This window comes from Desulfofundulus sp. TPOSR (assembly GCF_011393055.1).
Taxonomy (GTDB): domain Bacteria; phylum Bacillota; class Desulfotomaculia; order Desulfotomaculales; family Desulfovirgulaceae; genus Desulfofundulus; species Desulfofundulus kuznetsovii.
This window is the reverse complement of record NZ_JAAOEF010000001.1, coordinates 826940-851466: the sequence shown is the minus strand read 5'-3', so window position 1 is coordinate 851466 and position 24527 is coordinate 826940. Positions and strand designations below refer to the sequence as shown.

The window sequence follows — 24527 nt, the reverse complement described above, 5'->3', positions numbered from 1 at the left end:
ATTTTTATGAAGTAAGGAGGGGTTGTCTTGCCGGCAGAACGGGACGAGATTTTAACACAAAAGGTGCAGGCCGTCCTGGACAGCGACGTGCGTACCAGGGAATACGGATTGAAGGCCGATGTGGTGGACGGCAAGGCCCGCATTACCGGTATCGTGGATACCCTGGCCGAGAGGGAACAGGTGCGCCGGATTGTTTCGGCCATCGAAGGCATCCGGGCGGTGGAAAACGGTGTGGCCATAAGTACCGACGGGGCCATCACCGACGATGATGTGGCCTTTGAAGTAGGTGAAGAGCTGGAGGCGGCGGGTGTCAACCGCCATCATGTGGGGGTAAAAAGCGTTAAGGGAGTGGTTTTCCTCCAGGGGCGGGTGGACAGCCAGGAAGAGATTGAAGTAGCCAAAGCTGCGGCCGCCAGGGCCCGGGGGGTAAAGGAAGTGATTAGCCAGCTTAAACTGCGCCCCCCGGGTGGTTACGATGATGAAAGCCTGGAGGCCATCTTCCACCACCAGGTGAACAACGACTGGGAGGACGAGGGGGAGGCCCGTATATTTTAAGGGGGATAAGTCCGGCAGCTTACCCCCCGTTTTTCTTCCCGGGCCCTGGATATCTGTTGAGAGCCGTCGTTGATCCGGAAGAGATGAAAAACTGTCTTCTTATCCCACCCCATATCCCAGGGACAGTGGTAGCGGTCTACGGTATGGGCGTCCACCACCGGGTAATCCCGGGAGTCCGTCCCAACCACAATGGCAAAATGCTCGATGCGCCCCTTTTCCTCGTAGCCAATCACATCCCCTTTTTGCAGTTCCCGTACGGCTCCCCGGGGAAATTTAGCGCCGGGTTGGTTCAATTCCGGGAAGGTGCCCCGGGCTATACGCTGGGCATGGCCGCTGTACAAAAGCCAGCTGGCAAAGGCCTCGGTTTGCACCCAGGCCCGGCTGCCCGAACCGCCATTGCGGTCGTAGCGGTAGTACCAGGTGCCGTCCATGGGGAGCCTGCCCCCTTCCTGGTCCCCCAGGCACTGGGACACAAAATTGGTGCAGTCCCCGCCGTTGCCGTTGAGGTCGCGGTAACGGGGGTTGTATTTGTGGTTGTTGCCGGCCCCCCAGGCCAGGCCGGCGTATTTATCCGCGTACCGGGCCGCCCCCTCCCGGTCGAAAACCCCCTTTGTGTAGTTTTGAATGGAATCGGATTTTACAACCGTTCCTATGTAAGCAGGGCCATCAGCAGGAGTGGGTTTAGGTACCAGGGTGTCGTCACCCAGCCCGTCGTTATAAAAGTCCTTCCGGATAAGCCACTTTCCGCCCCTTTTTACCAGCTCCATCCAATGCCGGGTGCCGATTCCAAAGCGGTTAACGGCAGGATCGTTGGGGTAAACGTACCCCAGCTGAAGGGTCTGGTGAACAATAAATTCGGCGGTATCTCCACGAACACGGAACCAGGTGATGTGTATTGATGGTTTCGCTTCAATAAACCGCACCCCTCGCTTTTTAGCCCACTGCTGTACAAAATTCAACTTGTGTTCCTCATGGGCAAGGGCCCAGCGGCCCAGCTTGGCCCCGGTGTCGTAGCAGGCCAGGGCCGGGGCGGGATCGGCTCCGGTGATAATGGCCCGGGCACGGGTGTCAAATATTTCCTTAACAGTGGTTTCCAGTTCCTTTTTTGAGACGGGCGACTCGGTAGCTGTGCAATTTGAAGCCCCAAGAATGCCGGCCATACTGACAATTATTAGTGATAGAATAATTTTTTGCAACAACATAATGCTCCTCCCTTTTAGCTTTTCTGCCGTTAATATATTTTCCTGCGGTTATAAAGTGTTTGCGCGTTTAATAATGGTAACTCTGTCTGAATGAAAAAGCCGCTCGTCCGAGCGGTCACGTTTTAAGTGCAGGTGACTTCCCGCAACACCCGGTTCCAGGCATCCGGGGCTACCTCGCGGTATTTGGCGGGGCCGACAAAATAATCCCGCCCGGGGAGGGCCTGCTTGCGCAGGATTTCCGGGCCGTTCCCCTGCAAGGCCTGGTAAAGGGTCAGGATATGGCCCATGCCCAGGTTTGTTTCCACCCCGCTGGTAAAAATCCACAAAAGGCGCGGCAGTTTAATCAGTACGGCCGGCTCAATCAACCTTGCCGCCAGGGCCCGGATTTCTGTTTGCAGGTCCATGCGCTGGCTGGTATAAGTTCCCTCAAATACCTCCAGCAGTGAAGTTTGTTTGCCCGCCATCTCCACCGGTCCCAGCGCCTCGCTGGTGCGGGTCAGGGTGGCCTGGCTGATATCCACGTAATGGTTGATGGGTATGCCGAAGCGTTTTTCCAGGTATGCCGTCGTCCCTTCCCGTCCCGTTTTGTGGTAGAGTTCCTCCAGCGTTTCCACGCCCCTGATCTCGTGGATGCGGGTGTTTATGGGGATGGAGACAATGCCCACCGGTTTCTTGCGCGGGGTGATGGCCATCAGGGTGATGGCCTTCAATTTGGGGCCGTCGGTCCAAAAAATAAGAACGTTTTCCGTAGCCGTAGTCAGATTTTGTTTATTTTCTAATTTATCGGGTTGCTGTTGTTCCGCACAGGCTTTAGGCGCTGCGTTTAAAAAAATAAATAGGGTGAACACTGCAAGAAGGGTGTACCAAAACAACTTCCGGGAACTCAATACCCGTAACCTCCTTTGCCGTGCCGGATTTATTCTGGCACCGGGTTTTCCTTTTTATGCAACTTCCTATTGACATGGGAGGGGGACTGATCTATACTGGATGATAGTTTTACTAAGTAGTATTTTATCATGTTAAAGCAAAGAAGGATCGTGGGGGTGTTTTATTTGAAGTTGCGTTTGGGCTTGCCAAAGGGGAGCCTGCAGGAAGCCACTTTTCAGTTATTCAAGCGGGCCGGCTTTAGTATAGCGGTCAAGAGCCGTTCTTACTTTCCCAGCGTTGACGATCCGGAGCTGGAAATAGTGCTGATGCGTGCCCAGGAAATCCCCCGGTATGTACATGAGGGTGTGCTGGATGCGGGCATCAGCGGCCTGGACTGGATCATGGAAAATGAGGCCGACGTGGTGGAGGTGGCCGAGCTTGTTTATTCGAAACAAACCACCAACCCCATCCGGCTGGTGCTGGCCGTGGCCAATGATAGCGATATCCGGACGGTGGCCGATTTGCAAAACAAGCGCATTGCCACCGAGCTGGTCCGGGTGACCAAAAAGTTTCTTGCCAGCCACGGCGTAGAGGCTTATGTGGAGTATTCCTACGGTGCCACCGAGGTGAAGGTGCCTCATCTGGTGGATGCTATAGCCGATCTTACGGAAACCGGCAGCTCGCTAAAAGCCAACAATTTAAGGGTGATTGCCACCATTTTGGAATCAACCCCCCGCCTCCATGCCAGCAAAAAGGCCTGGGAGGATCCCTGGAAACGGGAGAAGCTGGAAAACCTGGCCGTGCTGCTGCAGGGGGCGCTCCGGGCCGACGCCAAGGTAGGCTTAAAGATGAACGTGCCCAGGGAGAAGCTGGATGATGTACTGGCATTGTTGCCGGCCATGAAACACCCCACCATTTCCCAGCTGGTAAATAGTGACTGGTGTGCGGTGGAGGTAATTATGGATGAGAAAAAAGTACGGGATTTGATCCCGGCCTTAAAAAGGAACGGTGCCCATGACATCATTGAGTACCCGTTGACCAAGGTTATTCCCTGAAGGCGGGCATGCACGTTACCCTGAGCTGACTTCCGGAGTTCGCCAGTTCTAAACTTCCCCGGGCCGGGGAGGTTTTTATTTTGCTGGCCGGCAGGTTTATCAGAAAGTTTTTAGAATTTAACCGTAAGGGGATCATTCTTGTGGGGAGGGATCGCGATTGCCCGGCAATAAACTGGAGGTGCTGGACAGTATTTTTTACCCCCGCAGTGTGGCTGTAATAGGGGTCACCGAGTCGAGCGACCGGGTAGGTTACAACCTTTTACAAAGTCTTATCTACTCGGGGTTTCAGGGCAAGATTTATCCAATACATCCCCGCCTGGAGAGCTTGCAGGGCCTGCCGGTATACCGTTCCCTGGAAGAAGTGCCCGGACCGGTGGATGTGGCGGTAATTGGGGTAAATCAGTTTGCTACCGTGGAAGTGGTGGAGCAGTGCGGTAAAAAAGGAGTGAAAGGAGTCATCTGCGTAGCAGGCGGTTTTCGAGAAATGGGGCCGGCAGGGAAGGCCCTGGAGGAACGCCTGATTGCCGTAGCCCGGCAATATAACATGGAAGTGGTTGGCCCGAACACCCTGGGGCTGATTAATACCCGGGCCAATCTGAACGCCACTTTTTACCCCCTGCGGTTACCCTCGGGCAAAGTTTCATTTGTCAGCCAGAGTGGTGGCGTGGGGCTTACCATACTTCACAAAGCCATGGATGAGGGTCTGGGCGTTAACAAGTGGGTGGGGGTGGGCAACCGCAGCACCCTGGAGTTGAGCGATTACCTGGAATACCTGGCCCGGGACGACAGCACGGCGGTCATTGGTGTTTTTGTGGAAGGCACCGATGATGCCCGGCGCCTGGTACAGGTGGCCGGGGAGGTGGCCCGGCGTAAGCCGGTGGTATTTTATAAGGTAGGGCGTTCGGATACGGTGAACCTTGCCGCTGTTACCCATACCGGCAGCATGGCCGGCAGTTATCAAATGTACAGGCAGATACTGCAACAATTCGGTCTCTTGGTAGTGGAGAATGCTTTGGAAATGGTGGCTGCCTGTAAAGCCCTGGCCATGGCTCCCATTCCCCGGGGAAACGGGGTGGGGGTGGTGACCCATACGGCGGGTCCCAGTATCGTACTGCTGGATGAAGTAAACCTGCGGGGCGGGGTATTCCCTCCCTTTGCTGAGAGTACTATGGACAGAATCAAAGAGGTACTGGGACAAAACCCCCCGGTGGTGCTCAAAAACCCCCTGGATGCGGCGGGACAGGGCATGCAGGCGGCTGCCATTGGCCGGCTGGTGGAAGCGGTGCTGGATGATCCTCGAATCGATCTCCTGGTGGCCATCTACTGCCTTCACCTGAACTGGCGCTGTCCTACTCCGGAACTCCTGGCCGCACAAAAGCGGAGCGGCAAGCCGGTGGTGGCCCTGTACATTTCGACCCAGGAACAAGTAAGGGAAGAGAGGGAAGTGTTGCACTCCCGGGACATCCCCGTCTACATTACCCCCGAGGAGGCGGCCTGGGGAGTGTCGGCCCTTTTACATTACGCCCTGCAACGAGGAGGGATCAGCCGGTGAACGTTGCAGAATTCTTAGCTGAGGCCCGGGCTGCCGGGCGCCGGTATTTATGTGAGGATGAGGTGAAGGAAATCCTGGGTGGGGTGGGAATACCCGTACCCCCCTGCCTCCTGGCTCATAATGAGGAGGAAGCGGTGGAGCGGGCCGGGGAATTGGGTTATCCCGTGGTTTTGAAGGTGCGGTCCCCTTTAATCACCCACAAGTCGGATACAGGTGGGGTGGCCCTGAACCTGGTGGATAGCCGGCAGGTGCGCCTGGCCTACCGGGAGATCATGGCCCGGGCGAGGGCAACAGATCCCGCGGCTGCAGTAACGGTGCAGCCCATGGCAAGCCCGGGGAGGGAAATGATTATCGGGGTTACTACCGACCGGCAGTTCGGACCCGTGCTCATGTGCGGGCTCGGTGGGGTGTTTACAGAAATTCTGGGGGATGTCAGCTTTCGTCTAGTTCCCGTAAGCCCCGGTGTGGCCAGGAACATGATCCGGTCATTGCGGGGGTACCGGTTGCTGGCCGGGTACCGGGGTACACCGCCCGCAGACGAAGAGGCTCTCGTCAATATACTGGTTAAGATTTCCGATCTGGTGGCCAGCTATCCGCAAATCCAGGAGATGGATTTAAACCCGGTAGTTGTTTATGACCGGGGCGCGCTGGTCCTGGATGCACGGATGGTGCTGGCAGGGTAGGATTTTTGCCGGGCTATGAAAGCGGCCCGGCATTTTTTGTGGGTTACTGGTGCCAATAAAATCCTTGTCAGAAATGGCCGGAAAAGTATATCCTATATTGGAGGAATGGCCACAGCCTGATGCCCTTTGCGTGTGCTCAATTCCCGGCAAAAAAACAGGAGAAGAGGGTTGATTTAGTGATTCCTTTACGCGATAGCATCCGCCCGCGACGCAGGCCCTTTGTGAACTGGCTCTTAATTTTGACCAACTTGTGGGTTTTCTTTTTTAAAGAACTGGGCCTTTCCCAGGCACAACTAAGCGAGCTTTTCTATAACCTGGGCGTTATTCCCGTCCAGGTAACCCATGCCCTCCAAACCGGGGCGCCGCTGGAACCCCTATTGCTGCCTTTTATTACAGCTATGTTCTTGCATGGCGGGTGGGTACACCTCGGGGGTAACATGCTGTACCTTTGGATCTTCGGGGACAACGTGGAGGACCGGCTGGGCCACTTTCGTTTTCTGCTCTTTTATTTGCTCTGCGGCATGGTGGGAAGCCTGGCCCATATACTGGCCAACCCAACTTCACCCGTACCGGTTATCGGTGCCAGCGGGGCAATTGCCGGGGTTCTGGGCGGGTACTTTGTTACCTTTCGCCATTCAAGGATCCTGGCCCTGGTGCCGGTGTTCTTTTTCCTCACCCTGATGGAGGTGCCGGCGGTGATTTTCCTGGCCCTGTGGTTTGTCATCCAGCTCTTCAACGGGGCGGCTTCCCTGGGTGGGGTGGTAAACCCCGTGGCCTGGTGGGCCCATGTGGGAGGTTTTGTAGCCGGAATGATCTTAATAAAGCTTTTGACCCCCCGGAGCCGGATACGTAACAAGTATCCCTGGTGGTAACGGTGTACGTATTATATTATCAAAGGAAGTAAAACAGCGCCCCCAGGGCGGTGGTGGCCGGCAGGGTGAAAACCCACGCTAAAAGAATTCTGGCCACTGTGGGCCAGGATACGGCCTTTGTTCCCCGGGTGAGGCCAACTCCAGTGATGGAAGAAGAAATGACATGGGTGGTGCTGACGGGTAATCCCAAAAGGGTGGCCGTGAAAATCACCAGGGCCGAGCCCATATCCGCGGCAAAGCCTGCGGGCGGGTCAAGATGAGTGATGCCCCTGCCCACCGTACGGATGATCCGCCAGCCGCCGCAGGAGGTTCCCAGCGCCAGGGCCAGGGCCGAAAGGACTTTGACCCACAGGGGGACCACAAAACTCTCCTGGTATCCGGTCAGGACCAGGGCCAGGGTAATTACCCCCATGGTTTTTTGCGCGTCGTTGGTGCCGTGGGAAAAGGCCTGGAGGGCGGCGGCCAGGCGTTGCCAGTGTTTGAACCGGCGGCTTAGACGGGGACCGGCCCGGCCCCTGGTCAGGGAAAAGACGATGGACATGACTGTGAAACCGGCAGTTACGGCCAGAGGTGGGGACAGGACCAGGGCTTGAAAAATAGTGGTCAGTCCGGTAAGGTTAACCCCCATCAGGCCTGTTGCGGCCAGGGTGGCGCCGGTTAAGGCGCCTACCAGGGCATGGGAAGAACTGCTGGGTAGCCCGCCAAACCAGGTAAAGAGGTTCCAAACAATGGCCGCCAGCAGGGCGGCCAAAATAGTTTTGGGATTGTTGAAAAGGACGGCGGTATCAACAATGCCTTCGGCAATGGTCAGAGCCACCCCGGTAAATGTGAGCGCCCCCAGAAAGTTCATGGCGGTGGCCAGAAGGATGGCCAAGCGGTTTGTCAGGGCGCCGGTGGCCAGGGAGGTGGCCACGGCGTTGGCGGTGTCATGGAAACCGTTAATAAAGTCAAAGGCCAGGGCCAGGCAAATAATCAGTATAAGGACTTCACACACTGGACTAGCCCCTTTGCTTTTTTAGAAAAAGTTTTTAGTAAAAGCATATTATCCAGGCTTTGGAGTAATTACCTCATTCTGCTTGCTTGCTGAAATAAAAACTGCCAGCAGGGTAAATACTAGAATAGGTCCTCACGTTCAGGGAAAGAAAGTCAGAGGGGATGGTGGTAATGCAAAAGGATATTTGTGTGGTGGGGATTTTAGTGGATGGGCGGGCAGACAGGGCGCCGGAGGTGCAGCAGGTGCTTACCAGGCACGGTTCCAGGATTTTAAGCCGGTCGGGGATTCCGGATCCCAGCCGCAGGCGGGGGATTATCACCCTGACCGTGGAGGCCGATGAAAGCGAGCGCAAGACGCTGGAGCGGGATTTGCAGCAAATCGAAGGAGTGGTGGTAAAGTCGGTTGCCCTGGGGCCGGCGTTAATGTAAATTCTTCAAATAAAAAATCCCGGTTAGGCATGGCCGGGACTTTTTGCTACAGGTTCCCAAGCCCCTGCTTTGAGCATGTTTTGCCGCACCTGTTCTTCTGCGTACTTGAAAAATTCCTCCAGGTCTGCTTCCACGATGTGCCGGGCCGCGGCAATAAGCCGGGCCGTCCGCTCGATGTCGATGCGGATGCGGTGTTTGTAAAACATCTGCACATCGTACTTGGCCGCCAGGGTGCGGGGGGTAAGCCGGGCTATTTCAATGTAATAGGGAAAGTTATGGATGCGCTGGTAAAGCCGGCGGGGCTCCACGCCGTATAGCGGGGCCACCTGCCGGCTGATTTTATCGATCAGGACGGCATTGCTAAAGGCGGCGGCCAGGGCCCGGCCGTAAAAGCTACCCTCGCCGGTGATGAGTTCAATACCCATCTCCACGATGTTATGGCTTTTCCACCAGCCCATGGCCGGAGGCAGGTTGCATGCCCGGATGGTTTCCTCCACTATAGAGCGGCCCTTTTCAAAGCAGTAACCCCGTTCGTAGTGAAGGTATTTTTCATCCCCGTAGTAATCCAGGCCCTCCGGGGTAACCCCGTGGGTCAGTACCCCCCGGGCAAAATCCCGCAGCTGGGGATCGTCCCCCAGGGCGGCCAGCAGCTCTTTCCCCCGTCCATGACTTTCTTCGCGGCCGGGGGCCAGGGCGGCAATCATATCGGGGAAAATGCTGCCTAAAACCAGGGCATCAGAAAGTTTCCCGCAAACTCTCTCGGCGAAGTAAACGTGGGTTTGAGGATACAACTTGAATACCCCCGCCGGGCAGATTGGATTGCTGGATATTCTTCTACCTCTCTATTTCGTTTTCCTACCGGAAAGGCAAATTTTCGTCTACCACCCTCTGAGGAGCAAAAAACTGGCTCCGGCCAGGAGCAGGGCGAGGGCAAAGGCGAGTCCCCGGATTTGCTTTTCTGCCTGGGAAAGCTCCTGTTCCAGGCGGGTGACGCGTTTTTCCAGTTCCTCCATGGCCGAGCGCCACTCCTGGTATCTATCGTGCAGGGCGGCGTTCAAACTGGTTACCTGCCCGTCCAGCTGCTTAAACCGCCTTTCAGCGGGGGTGACGATCCGCTGGCGGATGGTTTGAGCCAGGGAATCCACCACCTCTTTTTCCTTGCCCTGTGCGGTAGCCATGGCGTTAACCCTCCTTTGCCTGCTGAATGGCATCCCGCAGGGCAGTGAGTGTAACCAGGGGGGTTTCCGTCACCCGGTTTTCCAGCTGGTTGATTAATTCCCGGGTTTCCCGGTAAAAAGCAGTTTGCTGTTCCTGCAGTTCACCTATGGCGCGGGCCAGCTGGTTTATCTCCTGAACGAAAGGTTGCAGCAATTTTTCACGCAGGGTCACCAGGATTTCCTTCATCAACGCCTGAATTGCTTCATCCTGGGCCGTTTGCCTGACGGACATGAAAATCCCTCCCTAAATTTGATGAATGGCCCCTTTGAGCAAGGTTAGGAAGCGGGTTACTTCCTGCTGGGAGTTCTGACGGACGATAGTTGTTACCTCTTTTTCCAAATCCACCAACAAGTCTTGTTTAATTTCATTTCCGGTTTGATTGCTTACCTCCCGGATAATGCGCTTTAACCTTTCCTCAAGGATGCGGGCGTTTTCCATAAGCGATAACCTCCCGGTTGCTTGAGTATCAGCCGGATCTCTTCCAGCTCCCGGCAATATTTTTCCAGCACCCGCCCGGTTGGAGATGATTCGTAACCCTCCGTGGTTAGCAACTCCTTTATTTGCTCGATACGGCGCAGAAGTACTTTCTCGCCCCGTTGGGTGAGGACAAACCGCTCCAGGCGGTGCAGAAACTGGTTAAAAGCAAAGTTGTTTTTATCCTTGAGGGCATCCAGGGCGGAAATGAAATGGATTTCCGGGGGCGCTGACGGGGCCAGTTCCCGGCGCAGGAACGCCGCCACCCGCTCTTTTTCATTGCGGTTTAAGGTATCAGCAAAGTTAATCACGCAAAAACAGTTCTCCCGAAGTTTTTCCGGGAAGGCCGTGTGCCGGAGGAGATCCCGGTGGGTGGGGGAAAGCATATGCCGGCCGTTAAAAAAGATTAGGTGTACGTCACTTTTATTCAGCCATCCTGCTACGGTTTTTGCGTAGCGGGTGTGCACCGAATCTGTTCCCGGAGTATCTACAAAGGTGGCCAGTTTGAACATTTCAGCCGGATGGTAGATGTCGATTCCATCTACAAGCATGGCTTCTTCAGGGGTGACCATCAAATGTCTAAATTCCGCCAGTTCACCAGGATCCGCCAGACGGAAGGTTTTCTCCCGGGTATTATGAAAGGAGAGGCGTACTGCCGTTACCGCCCGGATGGCCCGTTTTGCCGGTATGGAACGGGTAATGGCCGGAACGTGGCTGTTAATGCCCGCCGGGGAGGCCCGCGGGCGGAAAAGGTTTTGGGTTTGGGCCAGGAGTGATGATAACTCTGCTATGTTTACCCGCGTAAATTTACCGCCGGTGCACACCTCAATTCCCCTGAGGGTTTTCAGGAATGGGGGTTTTTTAAGCCAGCCGTTCAGGACAGCCAGTTCCTCCCGGCATAAGAAAACTTCCCCGTCCCTTTCGTCCAGAAGGGAGAGGGTGACTTGCAGCGGGTAGTGGGCCACCGCCAGTTTTTCCGGCCCATGGTGCAGCCGGATAATGGAGGAAGTGGTAGATTTATCCTGGGCCGGCAGCAGGGCCTCCTCCATCAGGGCATTAAGAAAAGTGCTTTTCCCCGAGGAAAAGGGCCCCCAGAGGGTGATAAAAAAGCGGTCATTGGCTATGCTTTTGGCCAGCTCCCTCAGGTGTTCCCTCGTGGCAAGCGACTGTAGAGCCGGATCCTTTAGTAAACGCCGTAATAAATTGAGCAGGCGCTCCTTAATTAATGAAAAATTGACGGTTTGCCACGCCTCCCGTTCAGCGGCTGGGGATACCGGGGCCGGGAGGACTTTCCGGTTATACGCGGCCAGTCTTTCCCGAATCCCGGAGCGCATTTGCTGCAACATTACGAATTGCTGCCCGGTTTCCAGTGCGGTACGGGCGCGCTCGTAAATATCCCAGAACGTGCTTAGAAACAGCCCGTCTTCCTTGATGGAAAGCGTCCTGGCCAGCTGGCGGGGAATATGCTTGTCTTCTTCTTTGAACAACTTTTCAAGTTCCTTTAAGGCCAAAGAGGCCAGCTCTGTCTCTATAAACAGCCGCAGGTTTTCGACGCTTTCCTTATTTTTGGTGTCCAGATAGTTGACCGGGACCTCCCGGCCAAAAATTTCTCCTAAAGCAGTCCGGGTAGCCACAAGGGCGCTGCCGTCGGGGTGACCGCAGTTGCTGTTGATCCAGAAGGAAATCCGGTTAAAGCTGTGGAAGAACGGGCTCCCCTTTAAACGATACAGGAAATAGCGATCCTGTTCATCAAGGCCCCGCTGATGGAACAGGTAGAGGATAAAATCCGCCGCGGGAACGATTTTTTCAAGCAACTGGTTCTGGTTGGCGGCATCCAGCCCCGGGGTATCAATTAAGCTGCACTTTTTTAGCCAGGGGTTGGGCAGGGTGATTTCAACCCGGCTTACGCGGATGTTTTTTTGCCGCAGCAGGGAGACCAGCCCTTGCCGGGATTGGCTGGGTTTAAGTCTACTGTCTGCATGTATGGAAAAGGTTTCGCCGTAGGAAAATAAGATGGGACAGGGGGTAGCCGGCAGGACGTCCACTGGTGAAATTTCTTCCTGCAGGAGAGCATTGATCAGAGTGGATTTTCCCGTGTTGTACGCTCCAACGATGGCGAGAGAAGGTCCAGGGCGTTGTAAAAGGTACTTTTCCCGTAATTCATGGATACGGTCTAAGAGGAGGGGCATTTGCCGCCGGGTTTCCGTAAAAAAAATCCTGGTCACTTTAAGACACGCTCCCCGAAAGGTCCGGCCAGTTTTCGTCTGGCCGGGAAATACCGTCCACCTGCCTATCTGCTATATATTAGCATTGGGGGACAAATATGACATTCGGGAAGGCGCGGATAATTAATTAACATTAATTAACCAGCAGTGGAATTACCGGTTTGTGAATTGCCGGAGTCCATTTTATGCAAAACCTCGAGGACATGTTTTGCCCGGCGGTCATGCTGTTGTATCCTGGTAAAGAACTCGATTAAAAAGCGCCGCACCTTTTCATCCCTGGCTACGGGGGGGCGACGCAGGTGCCGGATGAGCAGGATCATTGACTTTAAATGCTCCACCAGAGCCCGGTCGGGATCGCCGGTTAGCTCCATGCGGCGGATTTTCTGCGCGCAGGCCTGGCTTATTTCCGGCACCGTTTTTTCTTGCAGGTTTTGTAAAAAAGCGAGCAAATTGTGGACGTCCGGGCTCATCTCGTTCATCAATAACACCCCTTTAGGACATTTCTTTTGTTTTTAAGCTGGAATTCAGGTAAATTTCTTTTCGGTAAAAAAATTGCGGGTTCTATATGCAGCTAGTGGATAAGGGAAGGGAGGGTAAGAAAGATTTCCAGCAGAAAGAGCAGCACGATGGCCAGTTCCAGCAGAACGGACTGCTGGTTTACCAGCCGGTTGCTGAGCATGGTATAATTTTGCATTATAACCGAGAGTTTGCGCTGGATACTTTCCACCCAGGCCCTGGTACGGAAAACGGATAAAGCGGCCCCGTATACCCGGGCATAGAAAACGTCTTCCGTTACTTTAAGGGAGTTTTGAATCCTTTCCAGGATTTCATTTATGTCGACAACCAGTTCCATTAAACGGTTCATAATGTGCCGGTAGTGCCCCAGGCGCCGCAACTGGGTAACCCGTTCGGCTTCTTCAATGTCATCGTACATTTTGCCCATTTCTTCACTGAGCAGGTTGTCGTAGTAGCGGAGTTCCAGCAGTTGTGTCAGGGCAAACTCCAGCAAGTCGGGGATGTCATGGCTGCCGGCAGCGTCGTATACCAGGGCTGAGGCCCAGGTAATGATGGTAAGATCATCCGGGCCATAGGAAAAGGAGTGCTGCAAGGTTTCCCTGCGCACCTGGGGGCTCACCGGTTCCGGTTCGGCCAGTAACAGGGGTACGGGATCCCACTCCTGGTTCCATTCCTGGAAGAAAAACAAAATATAATCTTCCTCGGCTCCCTTTAGTCCCGGGTGAATCATGGCTCTACCCAGGCCTTTTATTACTTCTTCTAGCTTGTTCTGGAAAATCCCTTCTGTTATCCCTTCCATTTCCTCGTTTTCGCATAAATACAGGGCCAGATCCATGATCTCCTGATAACTGAATGCCGTAGGGAGCAAAATGTGCATGATCAGGCTGACCACGCCCAGGTCATAAATCTTGCCGGTGAAACGAACGCGGAAATCCCGCTGGCCCAGCTTCATCCATTCTTCTCCCAGTTCCACGGTTACGGGAGGATTGGGGATTTGTATGGATTTCAGCCGCGCCCGGGAAAGGCGCAGCCTGGAAGTGGGTTTGGTATGGGCCAGCGTTTGTTCCACTATGTCCAGCTTGATCTCCTCTGCCACGTCGTACAAACGATAAAGCCATATAGAATTGGGCATCCTCATTCGATCCTTTCCGGTAAGATTCCGGGTAGGCTTTAACGCCGCGGTAGCCGTCTGTAAAAATATTATACCCTTGACAGAAGGGATTTGTAAGACGTATAATAAAAAGTGCGATGTCGGAGTGGCGGAACTGGCAGACGCGCACGTTTGAGGGGCGTGTGGGAAACCGTGCGGGTTCGAGTCCCGCCTCCGACACCACAAGTTTGCCGGGAAGCGGGCTTCTGTGAGGATCGCTGCACAGGGGCCTTTTGTTTTGCAGGTGTGTCGTGGACAGTTAAGTCCACGATTTCTTTTCTCCATAATATTGCCCCGGGCCGTGCGCATTTTAAGCGTAGTGGCCGGGGTTTGTGAACAGTTCGCCTAAGTATTTGGTAGATTTCTAAGGTTGTGAAAAACTCGCCAGGCTAAACAGGCAATTGGCGGAAAAAGTATTTTCCACCATGCTGGACCTTTGTAAAATTAAATTAATCCCGCTGAGGTGGTATCCGAAAGGGGTGGTTGAAATGCGGGAATGGGTGAAGTACCTGGTGACGAAATACCTGGAAGAACCATTCTGCCAGGTCGAGTTGATGCGTGCCGAGATGCTTAAAAATGATCAGGCCAAGCCGAAGCTTCGCCTGATCCGGGGGCATAAAAAATCTTACGCGCGTAATTTACCAGATGAAAGCCATTCCCTTCCCATAAATGGCTAAAATCACATGATAAACATGAAGATACCTTGTATCTTCAACAAGAGGCCTTCTAATTCATAGCCCTTTTCGCAGGCTGTCTTGTGCCAGGCTTCCTTTTCTCAGGAAAGTTCAGGGGTTCCCCAATTAAGGGGAGCCCCTGAACTTTAGGGCGGCTTGCAAAAAGGGGCTTTCACACTGCTATGCCCGCATTGCATAGTGATGTATGAATATGTCGTAGTGGGGGAAATAGGGATCCTCGATGGTTACGGGAATTAGTTTTTCGGTGACCACGTGGAAGTTTTCCTGCAGCCGTTCCTTCAAAAAGTTAAATGTGGCCGGACGCCCCGGGTGGGAGATGAGAAGCTGGCCGCCCGGCCTCAGGCAACGGTTGAAAATATCGGTCAGGAAAGGATGAAATTTGGGGTCGTAGAGAATATCCGAGCCAATAACCCAATCGAATTGCCGGTCTATTTTAAAATCCCGCCAGTCGGCCAGCAGGCAATCAGCTTCCTTTACCCCGTGAAGTCCGGCGTTGGCCATACAAAGCTGCAAAGCTTCGGGCTTGTAGTCGGAAAAGGTTACCCTGGCTCCTTTGAGTCCGCAGACCAGACCCGGCAAGCCGATCCCGGCACCTAATTCTAAAACGGTGTCGCCGGAAAAGGTAATGTTTTCCCAGATGTACCGGGCCAGGCCTCTGGCTGCGGGCCAGATTTCGGCCCATAAAGGAATGTTATCCTCATCCGCGGGATCTGTGATTAAATCTTCCACATTTCTGGCCACCAAAAGGGACAGGGTTAACCCCGGCAGGAAAATAGTGATTTCTCTGGTAGAAACGTTTAAACCATGCATGTGTTCGGCCTCTTTAGTATGAATCTTACGGGTTCGTTCTCAAATCACTTTGAGAACCTGGCTGATTTCTTTCCAGCACCTGCAGCCAGTTTTCTTTTTCCAAAAAGCTGCCCTCGACATTGCTTTCCATCTGCAGGAACATTTTGTAAGGCACGGCAAAGGAGAGCAGGTCCTTGTCCACATGCTTGCGCGCGGATATGTCCGTCAAGCCGATTACTGCCCGGGGGTGTTCCGACTTGCCTTCGGCATAAGGGATGAGGAAGATGGTATGGCAGCCGGCCCCAAAGGGTGCGATGACGTTCAGCCTGCCGCCGCTCTCGTAATTGGCCAGCACAGTTAAGGCCGATAGCTGGTCGGGATTGGCCAGGAAAACGATAACGGCGGGAGTTTCTCCGGGGGTTACTTCTGCCAGAGGTTTGAATACCACGTAGGTGGTGGGAACATCAGTTATGGGCAGGGTGTCCACGAACTTCTTTGCTATTTCCGGTGATTTAAAGTAGCGCTCCCCTTCTTCCAGGGCCGGCAGGTTGCGCACCAGGTTTTTTCCTATCTCGCTGCGGCAAAAGTCCTTGTTGCCGGTGGAGATAAAGTATTCGATGCCGCCGGGAAAATTAACGTACTGGTTGCCGAATCCCAGTCCGACGCCGCCGCCAAGGCAACCAAAGGTTTTCCGGTCAAACACCGCCGTACGTCCTCTGGCGGCAGCGGTGAACATGGCTACCACGCAGCCCCAGCGCCCTTCCTTGAACTGCAGTGCACCTTCCGGTTTTTCGTTAGTTAACAGGATCGCCACCGGGGAATACTTGAGCTTCATGGCCGCGGCAATTTTACTCTGCATAATTCTCGCCCCCCAGATAAAGTTTAAAAAAGCTTCTCCGCCGGCAGGTAAATTCCTGCCCCCTTCATCCTATTCCATGCCCGCGAAAGATTTCCTGCATCGCTTTCAACCGGCTCGAGCAGTGACGGAATGTTCACCCGGGCGATTAATCTCCTGGCAGAAAAATTGTAGTATCCCGGCGAAATTTATAAAAAGCTTTCCTCGATCCGGCAGATCAACCTGATTACAAGTTTATGATGAGAATATCAAAATCTCAGAAATGCACGATAAACTCGGTGAGCTAAAGCAAAGCCTGCTTGAGCTGGACATTGTCCTGGATGTTAAACTAAATCCCAACTTGCACGACCGTGAAATCCGCCTGGACAACGGGTGGGTAATCAAAATTGGGCGAGGCCTCGATTTCTACCAGAAACCCAATAGCTGGTTCAAAATTGGCGCCAGTGACCTGTCCTTACGCAAATGCCTGGAGACAAAGGTGGATATTTTTAAAGTGTTCTGAGCGGTGAAGGCGAAAAAACAAACCCCCTTCGCCACCCAAGTTTTTACGAAACGGGTAGTCGGAAGGGGTTGAATACGGTAAGGCTTGCGTGCCATTTCAAGACCACCGGACTAGCACTCTTCCTGTGGTCGATGGCATTTCCTCCCATGGACGCAAACCCTTGAATTTCCTCATGGTGCCGAAGGCGGGAGTCGAACCCGCACGGGGTGTGAGCCCCACCGGATTTTGAGTCCGGCGCGTCTGCCAGTTCCACCACTTCGGCATACAGTAATTTAAATGTTAGCACATCGCCGGTGAATTGTCAATGCCCCAACCTTTTCGAGCTATTTGCGTTGTAAACATTTTTGCCCTCTGGGAGGCTAACGCCCATACCAGACATGGACGTTTTCCAAGCCATAGGACAGAGATATTAACCTAATATTGGGGCAAATGGCTTATATATCCTTTACCACCCCTGTCAAAGGGCATACTTACCCTAACACCCCCTTGGGGGGGCGCCCTTCCCGTAGTGTAATTTCTCCGATTGGTCCTTCTCAGGCCGCCTTTACCAGGCTTCTCAAATTTATTCCTTGTTTTTGTCGTAGCCGGCCTACGGCCATCGCCAGCATCACCATCAGGGCCAGTGCACAACGCAGCTTCATCTTTTTCAGGCCCCGTATAAAATGCTTTTCAAATCCATAGACCTCATCCAGACGGGCATTTACCCTTTCCACGGCCGTACGCTTCTTATAGGTTGTCTTCCATTTGTAACTGGACCGCGCTAAGGGCGTGAAGACCCGCCGGTCTTCTGCCAGAGGAATACGCACTCCACCCGTTGCGGAACACTGCTCCATTCCCCGGCACTTCACCCCGTAGTGCCGGGCAGGACAGCGATATTTCAAGGTTCCCCGGTCCTTTTCAAATCCCCCGAAAGCCATCTCGCGACGCTTGTTTGTCTCGGGACAGTGGCAATAAACCGTTCCACAGTAATCGTAAACGATGTTCCCTTTACCGGTCACCAGCCGCGTCTCCTCGCCGTCCTGCCACATATTACGGATGTCAATCACGGGCTTGATCTGGTATTCGTCCCATAGTTTCATGGTTAGTTTGATGTCATCATAGGCTTTATCCGCCGCTAATGCCTCACAACGATCTATAATCTCCGGATTTTGTTCGACCACCCGTTCAATCAGCTTATGCCCCTCTTTCACGTCACTGGCTGATGCTCTTGTCACCGTAAAGCCTACGGGTAGCTCATATACAGCATCAACTATGAGATGAAGCTTGTAGCCAAACCAGGAAACTACTTTTTCCCACAGGGTACCGTCTTTTCTGCGCCCCCGGTACGTTTTCTTACCAAAGTCGGCATCAGTGTCGCGGCGCCCATCAGGCCTTTGAACCTTTTCTTCTTCATCCCGCTTTTTGCCCCGGGCCAGACTGTTAATAGCTTTACTGTCCAGGGCCAGCACCCGCCCGAAATCCGGTAACAGGGTACTTATTTCATCCACCAGCCGCGTAAATATTTTTTCCACTTCATCGGCGTGCTGCATCAGTTTTACTAACATGCGGCTGTATACATAAGAAGGTGGAACGGCATCCTCGCCCCGAGCTGGATCAAACCCACATAGTTCCCGCAACTGGGCATTCCGCTTAAGTTCCCGCCGCAGACTCTCAACAGACGTGTGCTGAAATACGACCCCGGCCAGGATTGAGTTCCAGACCGCTCGTACCGGGTAATCGTTGCGGCCGTGCCCACGTTCTCGCTCCAGCTTTTGTATCAGTTCCTCGTCGGGTAGATATTCGAGAACCAGGACCAGGCGTTCCAAATCACCCAGTTCGTCAATTTCCCGCCACCCAAAAAGTCGTTGTTGTGGTATAATAGCCATAAGGGAAACCTCCTCTGGTTCTTTTTTGGGGATATAAAAAAGAATTCGCCAGAAAAGGAGGGTTCCCTTCTTATTTCTCATCCTTTTTCGCTGTTCCTTTGTTTTTCTTCTTTGGGGTCAATTTTGCTAAAACGATATCTGCCCATGCCCACAACCCGCATAAAACCTGAACCGTGCCGGGGTAAAATATTTATGTCAATGCCCTAAAACGGCCTATTCATCTTTACTTCCGAACATCGCAATTAGCTCCTTTTCCTGTGTAATCCGTCTGTGATATTGTCAGGGTAAAATCCGTCATTTTCCGGGGGTGAGCAGGATTGGCTTTCCGTTTATAGAAAAATATATTTCATTAGGGCAAAAGCGCCATATTTTGCCCGGTGGGAGTGAATCCTGTTGCACCCGGATGACCAGGAATTAATAGACCGTTCCGTTGCGGGCGATCTGGAAGCCTTTTCAGAACTGGTACGCCGTTATGAGAAGAAAGTTTTTACCGTTGCCTTCCGTTTTACCGGCAATTACAGCGATGCCTCCGACCTGGCTCAGGAGGTTTTTATCAGGGTTTACCAGGCTTTGCCCCGCTTCCGGGGCGAAGCCAGTTTTACTACCTGGCTTTATCGCATTACCGCCAATCTGTGCCGGGACGAATTGCGCCGGCAGAAACGCCATAAAAAAACCTCGCTGGATGAAATGGCGGCTAATCCGACCGGTCCTCTCCCTCCCATTGAAGACAGCCTTTCTCCTGACGACGTTTTGGAGCGACGGGAGTTTCAGGAAATGGTGCAGGCTTGCTTGAACGAACTGCCCGAGGAGTACCGGCTGGTTCTGGTCATGCGGGAGATCCAGGGTCTTTCCTACGCTGAAATAGCTGCGGCCCTGGACATTTCCCCGGGGACGGTTAAATCCCGCCTTAGCCGCGCCCGTCAGGCCTTCCGGCAGAAAATATCCGGACGGCGGGAACTTTTTGCGTTCCGGCCACGTCTCGTTAAGTAAAGGGGGGATGACATATGCGTTGTCAGCAGATCCAGGAACTTCTTTCGGCATACCTGGACGGTGAAGTGGAACCCTCCCAGCAAGCGCAAATAAAGGCGCATTTGGAAGATTGTGCGACCTGCCGGTGCCAGTGGGAAGATTTAGTGGCCAGCGTGACACTGCTGCGCGGTCTCCCCGAGGTGTCTCCCCCGGAGTCCTTTAGGGAGCAGTTGCTTCATAAGCTGGAAGGCCAGCGTCTCTACGCTCCCCGGCGCAGGTTCCGGTTGGGCTGGCCTAAATTTATTGCTGCTGCAGCCATACTGGTGGTCGTCTTTTCTTTGACCTCGGTTTGGGCCGGTCATATCCTTCCGCAGAGCCTTTGGCCCTGGCAGAAGGGCCGGGATACCGCCCCATCGATAAGCGTGGCTGACCGTTCCCTTAAAAAAGAGGTGAGCACCGCCCCTTCAGGGCTCCGGCCGGAAACTCTTGAATCGGGAACCGGGTCTTCTAAAGATGGGGATGGTTACGGGGAAATTCAGGCAGGAGGACAGGAAGATCGTGCCGGGACAAATTATGCGCTGCGCGAAGGTGACGGAAAGGGCGGGGAGTTATCCCAGCAGGCAAATATACGTATTGATAGTCCTGCCGGCCGGCATCCTCAATCCGGCGGCGTCGTAAAGGAAAAAGTTCACGCTGACCCGCCCCCCGCGGCACCCCGGCAAAATGCCCCAAAATTAATGGCCTTTAGTTCGCCGGAAACAACCGCCGGGGAACAAAGCAAATGGGCCGCGGGCACCAGCCGTTCTGGTTCAAACGGAGAACTGCGGGCCAAAGCCGGCGAAAAAAGCCCATTAAATGCTCCCCAGGCTGAAATGGCGCAAGAGCCTGAAGATTCCCCGGGTGGGGACGATGTCAAAACCGGTGTCAAAACCATTAAAGAGGTCGTGCTTATTCTGGAAGTACCCGATATCAGTAAAGCCAGAAAAGAAGTATTAAACCTGGTGCAAAAATATAACGCCCTGGCGGGACCGGAAGAGCCGCAAGGGCAGTCTAAAGTGATGATCGTTATCTCCAATGAATACTGGCCGGGGTTTCAGGAGGAACTTAAGAGTTTGGGACAGGTCAAGGGACCCCGGACCAACTTCCGGGATGTCACCCTGGAATACAACGGGTTGGTGAAAAACCTGAACCTTTTAAAGGAGAAGGAAAAAGAACTCCTTTCCTCAACAGGTTCCGATTTAACGGAACTGGAGCGGGTGCAGGGCGAGATTAGAAAAATAACGGGTCAATTGCACGCCCTGTCCGAAGCCGCCCAAAAGACCACGGTGGAGCTTGTATTGTGTGCAAATTCTTCTTGCCAGCAGGACCAATTGCAGGTAAAATAGGGTAGGGCAAAACGCCAGAGAATAAGTTTTCAGGGGCAAACCTATACTAGGTTTAACCGTCTTTAAAAATCAGGAAAGGGGGAGAGGGGATTGCGGGAAAAAGTTGAGGAAGTACTCAATAAAATACGCCCTGCCCTGCAGCGGGACGGCGGCGACGTGGAACTGGTGGATGTCGGTGCCGATGGTGTGGTAAAGGTCAGGTTAAAAGGTGCCTGTGGCGGGTGACCCATGTCCACCTATACCCTGAAAATGGGGATTGAGCGGTCGCTCAAGCAGGCAATTCCGGAGGTTAAAGAAGTTATTCAAGTTTAAAGCCGTGAAAAAAGCCTCTGCACGAGCAGGGGTTTTTTCTATAAAAGGGGGTGGCCCAGGTGCAACGGTACAAGGTGGCCGTATGTCAGATGATCATACACCAGGAAAAAGAAAAAAATCTTGTCCGCGCCCGGGAGATGATTGCCCGCGCCGCGAAACAGGGGGCCAGGCTGGTGGTTCTGCCGGAAATGTTTAATTGTCCTTACGTGGCCAGGCTTTTCCCCCAGTATGCAGAGAGTTATCCGGAAGGGCCCAGTTTACAGATGCTGTCCCGGGCGGCCCGGGAGGAAGGGGTTTACCTGGTGGGTGGCTCCCTGCCGGAACGGGATGGCGATCAGGTTTACAACACCAGTTTTATTTTTGCTCCTGACGGGCGGTTACTGGGGAAACACAGGAAGATGCATCTTTTTGATGTGGAGCTGGCCAGCGGATTAACGGTTAAGGAATCCAGCACCCTCGGTGCCGGAAATCAGGTTACGGTGATTCCTTCGGAACTGGGCGACCTGGGTGTGGCCATCTGCTATGATATCCGTTTTCCCGAGCTCATGCGGTTGATGGTGTTAAAAGGAGCCCGGGTGGTGGTGATCCCGGCGGCCTTTAACATGACCACCGGCCCGGCCCACTGGGAGCTGATTTTCCGCATGCGGGCCATTGATAACCAGGCCTATTTCATCGGGGCGTCTCCGGCCCGGGATCCCATGGCACCCTATGTGGTTTATGGCCACTCCCTGGTAGTGGATCCCTGGGGGAATGTGGTCAGCATGGCCCGGGAAGGGGAAGAGATTATCTATGCCGAGATAGATCTGGATTTGATTGAGAGGATTCGCTCGGAACTGCCTTTGTTGCGTCACCGGCGTACGGATGTCTATGCCCTGGAGTTGCTCGCCCCGTAATCCCTCTGGTAGAATAGAAAAGAATGGGGTGAGCAGATGTTAAGTTTTGGCATTGTGGGCCTGCCCATGGTAGGCAAGACAACCATCTTTAATTTGGTCACCGAAAGCGGTGTACAGACTTCAAACTTTATGACCGGCAGAACCGAGACCAATATAGGTATGGCCCGGGTGAGGGATCCCCGGGTGGATTTTCTTTCCCGCCTGTATAACCCCCGCCGCACCATTTACGCCCAGGTAGAGTGCAGTGATGTGCCCGGTTTGGTGCGGGGAGCCAGTGAGGGCAAGGGAGTGGGAAACCAGTTTCTAGAAGGTATCCGGGGGGTGGACCTGCTGGTTCATGTGCTCCGGGCCTTTGCCAACCCGGATGTTCCCCATGTGGATGGGGAAATTGACCCCCTGCGGGATCTGGAAACAGTTAGTTTGGAGCTGCTCCTGGCCGATATGGAGTTGCTGGAAAAGCGAATTGGCCGCATTAAATCCGGTAAAAAGATTAATAAAGAGGGCGCCTTGGAACTGGAAGTATTGGAAAAGTGCCTGGCTGCTCTGGAAAACGAGGTTCCTTTGCACCAGGTGGAGCTTACCGGAGAAGAAAGGGCGGTACTGCGCAACTATAATTTTTTAACCGAAAAACCCGTGATTCTGGTAGTGAATACCGATGAAGAGCAATTTAAATCGAGGCGGTATTCAGGGCGGGAGGCCCTGGAGGAGGCGGCATCGGCCCGGGGGCTGAAAATCATTGAAATTTGCGGTCAGTTGGAGATGGAAATCAGCCAGCTGTCGCCGGAAGACCGGGAACTGTTCCTGGCTGATCTGGGGGTCGAGGAACTTGGCTCGGACCGGTTGGTACGTACCGCTTACGAGGAACTGGGTTTAATTTCCTTCTTTACCGTTGGGGAGGATGAAGTCAAGGCCTGGACCATTCGCAAGGGTACCGGTGCCAAAAAAGCTGCCGGTAAAATCCATTCCGATATGGAGCGGGGGTTTATCCGGGCAGAAGTGGTGGCCTTTAATGACCTCTACCAGCTGGGTTCCATGGCTAAGGTCAGGGAAAAAGGTCTGGCCCGCCTGGAAGGCAAGGACTACATTGTTCAGGATGGGGACATTATCAACTTCCGGTTTAATGTGTAAGGTAAAAACGTATAATAGGAGAAAATGGCAATTGGGGGCTTCTTGAGCTATGGGTTACCGCGATCTTTTTCCGGACGAACTGGCGGCCCGGGTGGAGAAGGCGGTGGATCTCCTGGCTGACTGCACGGTTTGCGCCCAGTACTGTCACGTCAACCGGTTGGAGGGAGAGAAGGGGTTTTGCCGGGGCGGCCGGCTGGCGGCGGTGAGCAGCTGGGGGCCCCATTTTGGGGAAGAGGAAGTCCTGGTGGGCCGGCACGGTTCAGGAACCATTTTTTTCGCCCACTGCAACCTGGCCTGCCGCTTTTGCCGGAACTGCGACATAAGCCAGTACGGCGAAGGCAGCGAACTGACTGCCCGGGAGCTGGCCAATGCCATGCTGGAATTGCAGGACATAGGCTGTCATAACATTAACCTGGTCTCCCCCAGCCACTATGTGCCGCAAATACTGGAGGCCTTGTATATTGCCGCGGGCGATGGCTTAAATCTACCCCTGGTTTACAACACTGGTGGATATGACGCCCTGCCCACTTTAAAGTTGCTGGACGGGGTAGTAGATATTTACATGCCCGACATCAAGTTTGGCGATGACGAGATTGGTGAGCGCTATACCCGGGCGGCCAACTATTTTACGGTGGCCAAACAGGCGGTTAAGGAAATGCACCGGCAGGTAGGGGACCTGGTGGTAGATGAGCGGGGCATTGCCGTGCGGGGGCTTTTGGTGCGTCACCTGGTCATGCCCGGAGACCTCGCCCGTACCGGGGAGGTGATGAAATTCCTGGCCGGGGAAATATCCCCCAACACCTTTGTAAATATCATGGATCAATATTACCCGGCCCACGAAGCCCGCCGTTATCCGGAACTTTCCCGGCGGATTACCCGGGAGGAGTTTCACCGGGCGGTGGAAATTGCCCGGGAATGCGGTTTGCGGCGGATTTACGCGTAAGATATGAAAATCCTCTTCACCGCTTAAGCGGCGGTCGTTCCTGATGCGGCAAGGGATCCGGAACGACCGCCGCTTTTTCTTATGGGGTTTGGTAACAGTGTTTTAAAAAGGTGGTATAAAATACTTTTCCTGTGAAATACTAGGCCGCGAGAGGAGGTGGAACAAATGCATCACTGGCGGATGACCGAAATGGAGAAGCTTCACATTATGGAGCAGTTAAGGGCTGAGGAACTGTGCACCAAGAAAGCCCGCTTTTACCTCAATCAGACCAGGGACCCGGCCATCCAGGGCCTGCTGCAGCAGTGCATTGACAAAGGGCAGCGGCATATCAGCACCCTGAACAACCTGCTTCAGGATGCCGGATTGCCGCGCATGGCGCAACACTAATTTCCAATTTCC

Annotated in this window: 28 protein-coding genes and 2 tRNA genes; 16 read left to right on the top strand and 14 right to left on the bottom strand. The window is 53.8% G+C overall.

The features are described from left to right. Positions 1-27: 27 nt before the first annotated feature. Positions 28-555: a BON domain-containing protein gene (locus G7K71_RS04335; RefSeq protein ID WP_166343768.1), complete on the top strand. Its 528-nt coding sequence runs from the start codon at positions 28-30 to the stop codon at positions 553-555. On the opposite strand, the gene G7K71_RS04330 is transcribed toward G7K71_RS04335, so the two are convergent. Both G7K71_RS04330 and G7K71_RS04325 read right to left on the bottom strand, forming a co-directional pair. Further along, a complete protein-coding gene (locus G7K71_RS04330; RefSeq protein WP_166343766.1) occupies positions 552-1757 on the bottom strand; it encodes an amidase domain-containing protein in 1206 nt (401 codons plus the stop codon). The genes G7K71_RS04335 and G7K71_RS04330 overlap by 4 nt on opposite strands. 122 nt (positions 1758-1879) lie before the next feature. Beyond that, positions 1880-2644, bottom strand: coding sequence for an LCP family protein (locus G7K71_RS04325; RefSeq protein WP_013821610.1), 765 nt, complete (start codon positions 2642-2644; stop codon positions 1880-1882). A 165-nt stretch (positions 2645-2809) separates the two neighbouring features. Between G7K71_RS04325 and hisG the strand changes: the two genes are divergently transcribed. The 4 genes from hisG to G7K71_RS04305 all read left to right on the top strand — a co-directional run bounded on the left by hisG (position 2810) and on the right by G7K71_RS04305 (position 6786). Continuing rightward, a complete protein-coding gene (gene hisG / locus G7K71_RS04320; RefSeq protein WP_166343764.1) occupies positions 2810-3679 on the top strand; it encodes an ATP phosphoribosyltransferase in 870 nt (289 codons plus the stop codon). A gap of 157 nt (positions 3680-3836) precedes the next feature. Next, a complete protein-coding gene (locus G7K71_RS04315) occupies positions 3837-5231 on the top strand; it encodes an acetate--CoA ligase family protein (RefSeq protein WP_166343762.1) in 1395 nt (464 codons plus the stop codon). Beyond that, complete coding sequence (locus G7K71_RS04310) at positions 5228-5914, top strand: acetate--CoA ligase family protein (protein WP_166343760.1); 687 nt, start codon at positions 5228-5230, stop codon at positions 5912-5914. Before G7K71_RS04315 ends, G7K71_RS04310 begins: the two co-directional genes overlap by 4 nt. 176 nt (positions 5915-6090) lie before the next feature. Continuing rightward, positions 6091-6786, top strand: a complete 696-nt coding sequence (locus G7K71_RS04305; protein WP_166343758.1) for a rhomboid family intramembrane serine protease — start codon at positions 6091-6093, stop codon at positions 6784-6786. 19 nt (positions 6787-6805) lie between these two features. Here G7K71_RS04305 and G7K71_RS04300 read toward each other — a convergent pair whose 3' ends face one another. Continuing rightward, the gene (locus tag G7K71_RS04300) at positions 6806-7780 is read right to left on the bottom strand and encodes an inorganic phosphate transporter (protein ID WP_166343756.1); all 975 of its coding nucleotides are present in this window, start codon (positions 7778-7780) and stop codon (positions 6806-6808) included. A 170-nt stretch (positions 7781-7950) separates the two neighbouring features. Between G7K71_RS04300 and G7K71_RS04295 the strand changes: the two genes are divergently transcribed. Next, the gene (locus tag G7K71_RS04295; protein WP_041282741.1) at positions 7951-8208 is read left to right on the top strand and encodes a hypothetical protein; all 258 of its coding nucleotides are present in this window, start codon (positions 7951-7953) and stop codon (positions 8206-8208) included. A 23-nt stretch (positions 8209-8231) separates the two neighbouring features. Here G7K71_RS04295 and G7K71_RS04290 read toward each other — a convergent pair whose 3' ends face one another. The 7 genes from G7K71_RS04290 to G7K71_RS04260 all read right to left on the bottom strand — a co-directional run bounded on the left by G7K71_RS04290 (position 8232) and on the right by G7K71_RS04260 (position 13773). Continuing rightward, the gene (locus G7K71_RS04290) at positions 8232-8999 is read right to left on the bottom strand and encodes a hypothetical protein (protein WP_207712629.1); all 768 of its coding nucleotides are present in this window, start codon (positions 8997-8999) and stop codon (positions 8232-8234) included. Between the two features lie 87 nt (positions 9000-9086). Next, on the bottom strand, positions 9087-9386 hold the full coding sequence (locus tag G7K71_RS04285; RefSeq protein WP_013821618.1) for a hypothetical protein: 300 nt from the start codon (positions 9384-9386) through the stop codon (positions 9087-9089). Between the two features lie 4 nt (positions 9387-9390). Further along, the gene (locus G7K71_RS04280; protein ID WP_166343754.1) at positions 9391-9657 is read right to left on the bottom strand and encodes a hypothetical protein; all 267 of its coding nucleotides are present in this window, start codon (positions 9655-9657) and stop codon (positions 9391-9393) included. Between the two features lie 12 nt (positions 9658-9669). Next, entirely contained in the window at positions 9670-9864 is a 195-nt protein-coding gene (locus G7K71_RS04275) for a hypothetical protein (RefSeq protein WP_166343752.1), read from the bottom strand. After that, complete coding sequence (locus tag G7K71_RS04270) at positions 9831-12125, bottom strand: dynamin family protein (RefSeq protein ID WP_166343750.1); 2295 nt, start codon at positions 12123-12125, stop codon at positions 9831-9833. The genes G7K71_RS04275 and G7K71_RS04270 overlap by 34 nt, the downstream gene beginning before the upstream one ends. Positions 12126-12262: 137 nt before the next feature. Continuing rightward, positions 12263-12604: a hypothetical protein gene (locus G7K71_RS04265; RefSeq protein ID WP_166343748.1), complete on the bottom strand. Its 342-nt coding sequence runs from the start codon at positions 12602-12604 to the stop codon at positions 12263-12265. A 92-nt stretch (positions 12605-12696) separates the two neighbouring features. Further along, entirely contained in the window at positions 12697-13773 is a 1077-nt protein-coding gene (locus G7K71_RS04260) for a hypothetical protein (protein WP_166343746.1), read from the bottom strand. Between the two features lie 118 nt (positions 13774-13891). On the opposite strand from G7K71_RS04260, the gene G7K71_RS04255 reads away from it, so the two are divergent. Beyond that, positions 13892-13974: transfer RNA gene (locus tag G7K71_RS04255), tRNA-Leu, on the top strand. A gap of 305 nt (positions 13975-14279) precedes the next feature. Next, a complete protein-coding gene (locus G7K71_RS04250; protein ID WP_166343744.1) occupies positions 14280-14468 on the top strand; it encodes a hypothetical protein in 189 nt (62 codons plus the stop codon). A 177-nt stretch (positions 14469-14645) separates the two neighbouring features. Here G7K71_RS04250 and G7K71_RS04245 read toward each other — a convergent pair whose 3' ends face one another. Both G7K71_RS04245 and G7K71_RS04240 read right to left on the bottom strand, forming a co-directional pair. Next, the gene (locus G7K71_RS04245) at positions 14646-15296 is read right to left on the bottom strand and encodes a methyltransferase (RefSeq protein WP_166343742.1); all 651 of its coding nucleotides are present in this window, start codon (positions 15294-15296) and stop codon (positions 14646-14648) included. A 25-nt stretch (positions 15297-15321) separates the two neighbouring features. Beyond that, entirely contained in the window at positions 15322-16134 is an 813-nt protein-coding gene (locus G7K71_RS04240) for a DUF169 domain-containing protein (RefSeq protein ID WP_166343740.1), read from the bottom strand. A 259-nt stretch (positions 16135-16393) separates the two neighbouring features. Here G7K71_RS04240 and G7K71_RS04235 point away from each other — a divergent pair, with 259 nt between their 5' ends. Further along, the gene (locus G7K71_RS04235) at positions 16394-16633 is read left to right on the top strand and encodes an MIT C-terminal domain-containing protein (protein WP_166343738.1); all 240 of its coding nucleotides are present in this window, start codon (positions 16394-16396) and stop codon (positions 16631-16633) included. A 173-nt stretch (positions 16634-16806) separates the two neighbouring features. Here the strand turns inward: G7K71_RS04235 and G7K71_RS04230 are convergent. Next, positions 16807-16895 (bottom strand) — tRNA-Leu (locus G7K71_RS04230). A gap of 271 nt (positions 16896-17166) precedes the next feature. Further along, entirely contained in the window at positions 17167-18498 is a 1332-nt protein-coding gene (locus G7K71_RS04225) for a transposase (protein ID WP_166343144.1), read from the bottom strand. A 393-nt stretch (positions 18499-18891) separates the two neighbouring features. On the opposite strand from G7K71_RS04225, the gene G7K71_RS04220 reads away from it, so the two are divergent. The 7 genes from G7K71_RS04220 (at position 18892) to G7K71_RS04190 (ending at position 24515) form a co-directional block, all read left to right on the top strand. Further along, a complete protein-coding gene (locus G7K71_RS04220; RefSeq protein WP_166343736.1) occupies positions 18892-19488 on the top strand; it encodes an RNA polymerase sigma factor in 597 nt (198 codons plus the stop codon). A 14-nt stretch (positions 19489-19502) separates the two neighbouring features. After that, the gene (locus G7K71_RS04215; protein ID WP_166345085.1) at positions 19503-20852 is read left to right on the top strand and encodes a zf-HC2 domain-containing protein; all 1350 of its coding nucleotides are present in this window, start codon (positions 19503-19505) and stop codon (positions 20850-20852) included. Positions 20853-20942: 90 nt separating this feature from the next. Continuing rightward, positions 20943-21164, top strand: coding sequence for a NifU family protein (locus G7K71_RS04210; protein WP_013821630.1), 222 nt, complete (start codon positions 20943-20945; stop codon positions 21162-21164). A 59-nt stretch (positions 21165-21223) separates the two neighbouring features. Then, entirely contained in the window at positions 21224-22057 is an 834-nt protein-coding gene (locus G7K71_RS04205) for a carbon-nitrogen hydrolase family protein (RefSeq protein WP_166343734.1), read from the top strand. Between the two features lie 36 nt (positions 22058-22093). Next, the gene (ychF, locus tag G7K71_RS04200) at positions 22094-23185 is read left to right on the top strand and encodes a redox-regulated ATPase YchF (protein WP_166343732.1); all 1092 of its coding nucleotides are present in this window, start codon (positions 22094-22096) and stop codon (positions 23183-23185) included. A gap of 49 nt (positions 23186-23234) precedes the next feature. Beyond that, the gene (locus tag G7K71_RS04195) at positions 23235-24128 is read left to right on the top strand and encodes a radical SAM protein (protein WP_166343730.1); all 894 of its coding nucleotides are present in this window, start codon (positions 23235-23237) and stop codon (positions 24126-24128) included. A gap of 165 nt (positions 24129-24293) precedes the next feature. Continuing rightward, a complete protein-coding gene (locus G7K71_RS04190) occupies positions 24294-24515 on the top strand; it encodes a hypothetical protein (protein ID WP_013821634.1) in 222 nt (73 codons plus the stop codon). Positions 24516-24527 lie beyond the last annotated feature (12 nt).

What these genes read in the sequence shown, in the direction of transcription:
- G7K71_RS04330 (WP_166343766.1), bottom strand. Translation starts at nt 1,757, where the DNA reads ATGTTGTTGCAAAAAATTATTCTATCACTAATAATTGTCAGTATGGCC.
- G7K71_RS04295 (WP_041282741.1), top strand. Translation starts at nt 7,951, where the DNA reads ATGCAAAAGGATATTTGTGTGGTGGGGATTTTAGTGGATGGGCGGGCA.
- G7K71_RS04285 (WP_013821618.1), bottom strand. Translation starts at nt 9,386, where the DNA reads ATGGCTACCGCACAGGGCAAGGAAAAAGAGGTGGTGGATTCCCTGGCT.
- G7K71_RS04280 (WP_166343754.1), bottom strand. Translation starts at nt 9,657, where the DNA reads ATGTCCGTCAGGCAAACGGCCCAGGATGAAGCAATTCAGGCGTTGATG.
- G7K71_RS04275 (WP_166343752.1), bottom strand. Translation starts at nt 9,864, where the DNA reads ATGGAAAACGCCCGCATCCTTGAGGAAAGGTTAAAGCGCATTATCCGG.
- G7K71_RS04265 (WP_166343748.1), bottom strand. Translation starts at nt 12,604, where the DNA reads ATGAACGAGATGAGCCCGGACGTCCACAATTTGCTCGCTTTTTTACAA.
- G7K71_RS04260 (WP_166343746.1), bottom strand. Translation starts at nt 13,773, where the DNA reads ATGCCCAATTCTATATGGCTTTATCGTTTGTACGACGTGGCAGAGGAG.
- G7K71_RS04250 (WP_166343744.1), top strand. Translation starts at nt 14,280, where the DNA reads ATGCGGGAATGGGTGAAGTACCTGGTGACGAAATACCTGGAAGAACCA.
- G7K71_RS04245 (WP_166343742.1), bottom strand. Translation starts at nt 15,296, where the DNA reads ATGCATGGTTTAAACGTTTCTACCAGAGAAATCACTATTTTCCTGCCG.
- G7K71_RS04240 (WP_166343740.1), bottom strand. Translation starts at nt 16,134, where the DNA reads ATGCAGAGTAAAATTGCCGCGGCCATGAAGCTCAAGTATTCCCCGGTG.
- G7K71_RS04235 (WP_166343738.1), top strand. Translation starts at nt 16,394, where the DNA reads ATGCACGATAAACTCGGTGAGCTAAAGCAAAGCCTGCTTGAGCTGGAC.
- G7K71_RS04225 (WP_166343144.1), bottom strand. Translation starts at nt 18,498, where the DNA reads ATGGCTATTATACCACAACAACGACTTTTTGGGTGGCGGGAAATTGAC.
- G7K71_RS04215 (WP_166345085.1), top strand. Translation starts at nt 19,503, where the DNA reads ATGCGTTGTCAGCAGATCCAGGAACTTCTTTCGGCATACCTGGACGGT.
- ychF (WP_166343732.1), top strand. Translation starts at nt 22,094, where the DNA reads ATGTTAAGTTTTGGCATTGTGGGCCTGCCCATGGTAGGCAAGACAACC.
- G7K71_RS04195 (WP_166343730.1), top strand. Translation starts at nt 23,235, where the DNA reads ATGGGTTACCGCGATCTTTTTCCGGACGAACTGGCGGCCCGGGTGGAG.
- G7K71_RS04190 (WP_013821634.1), top strand. Translation starts at nt 24,294, where the DNA reads ATGCATCACTGGCGGATGACCGAAATGGAGAAGCTTCACATTATGGAG.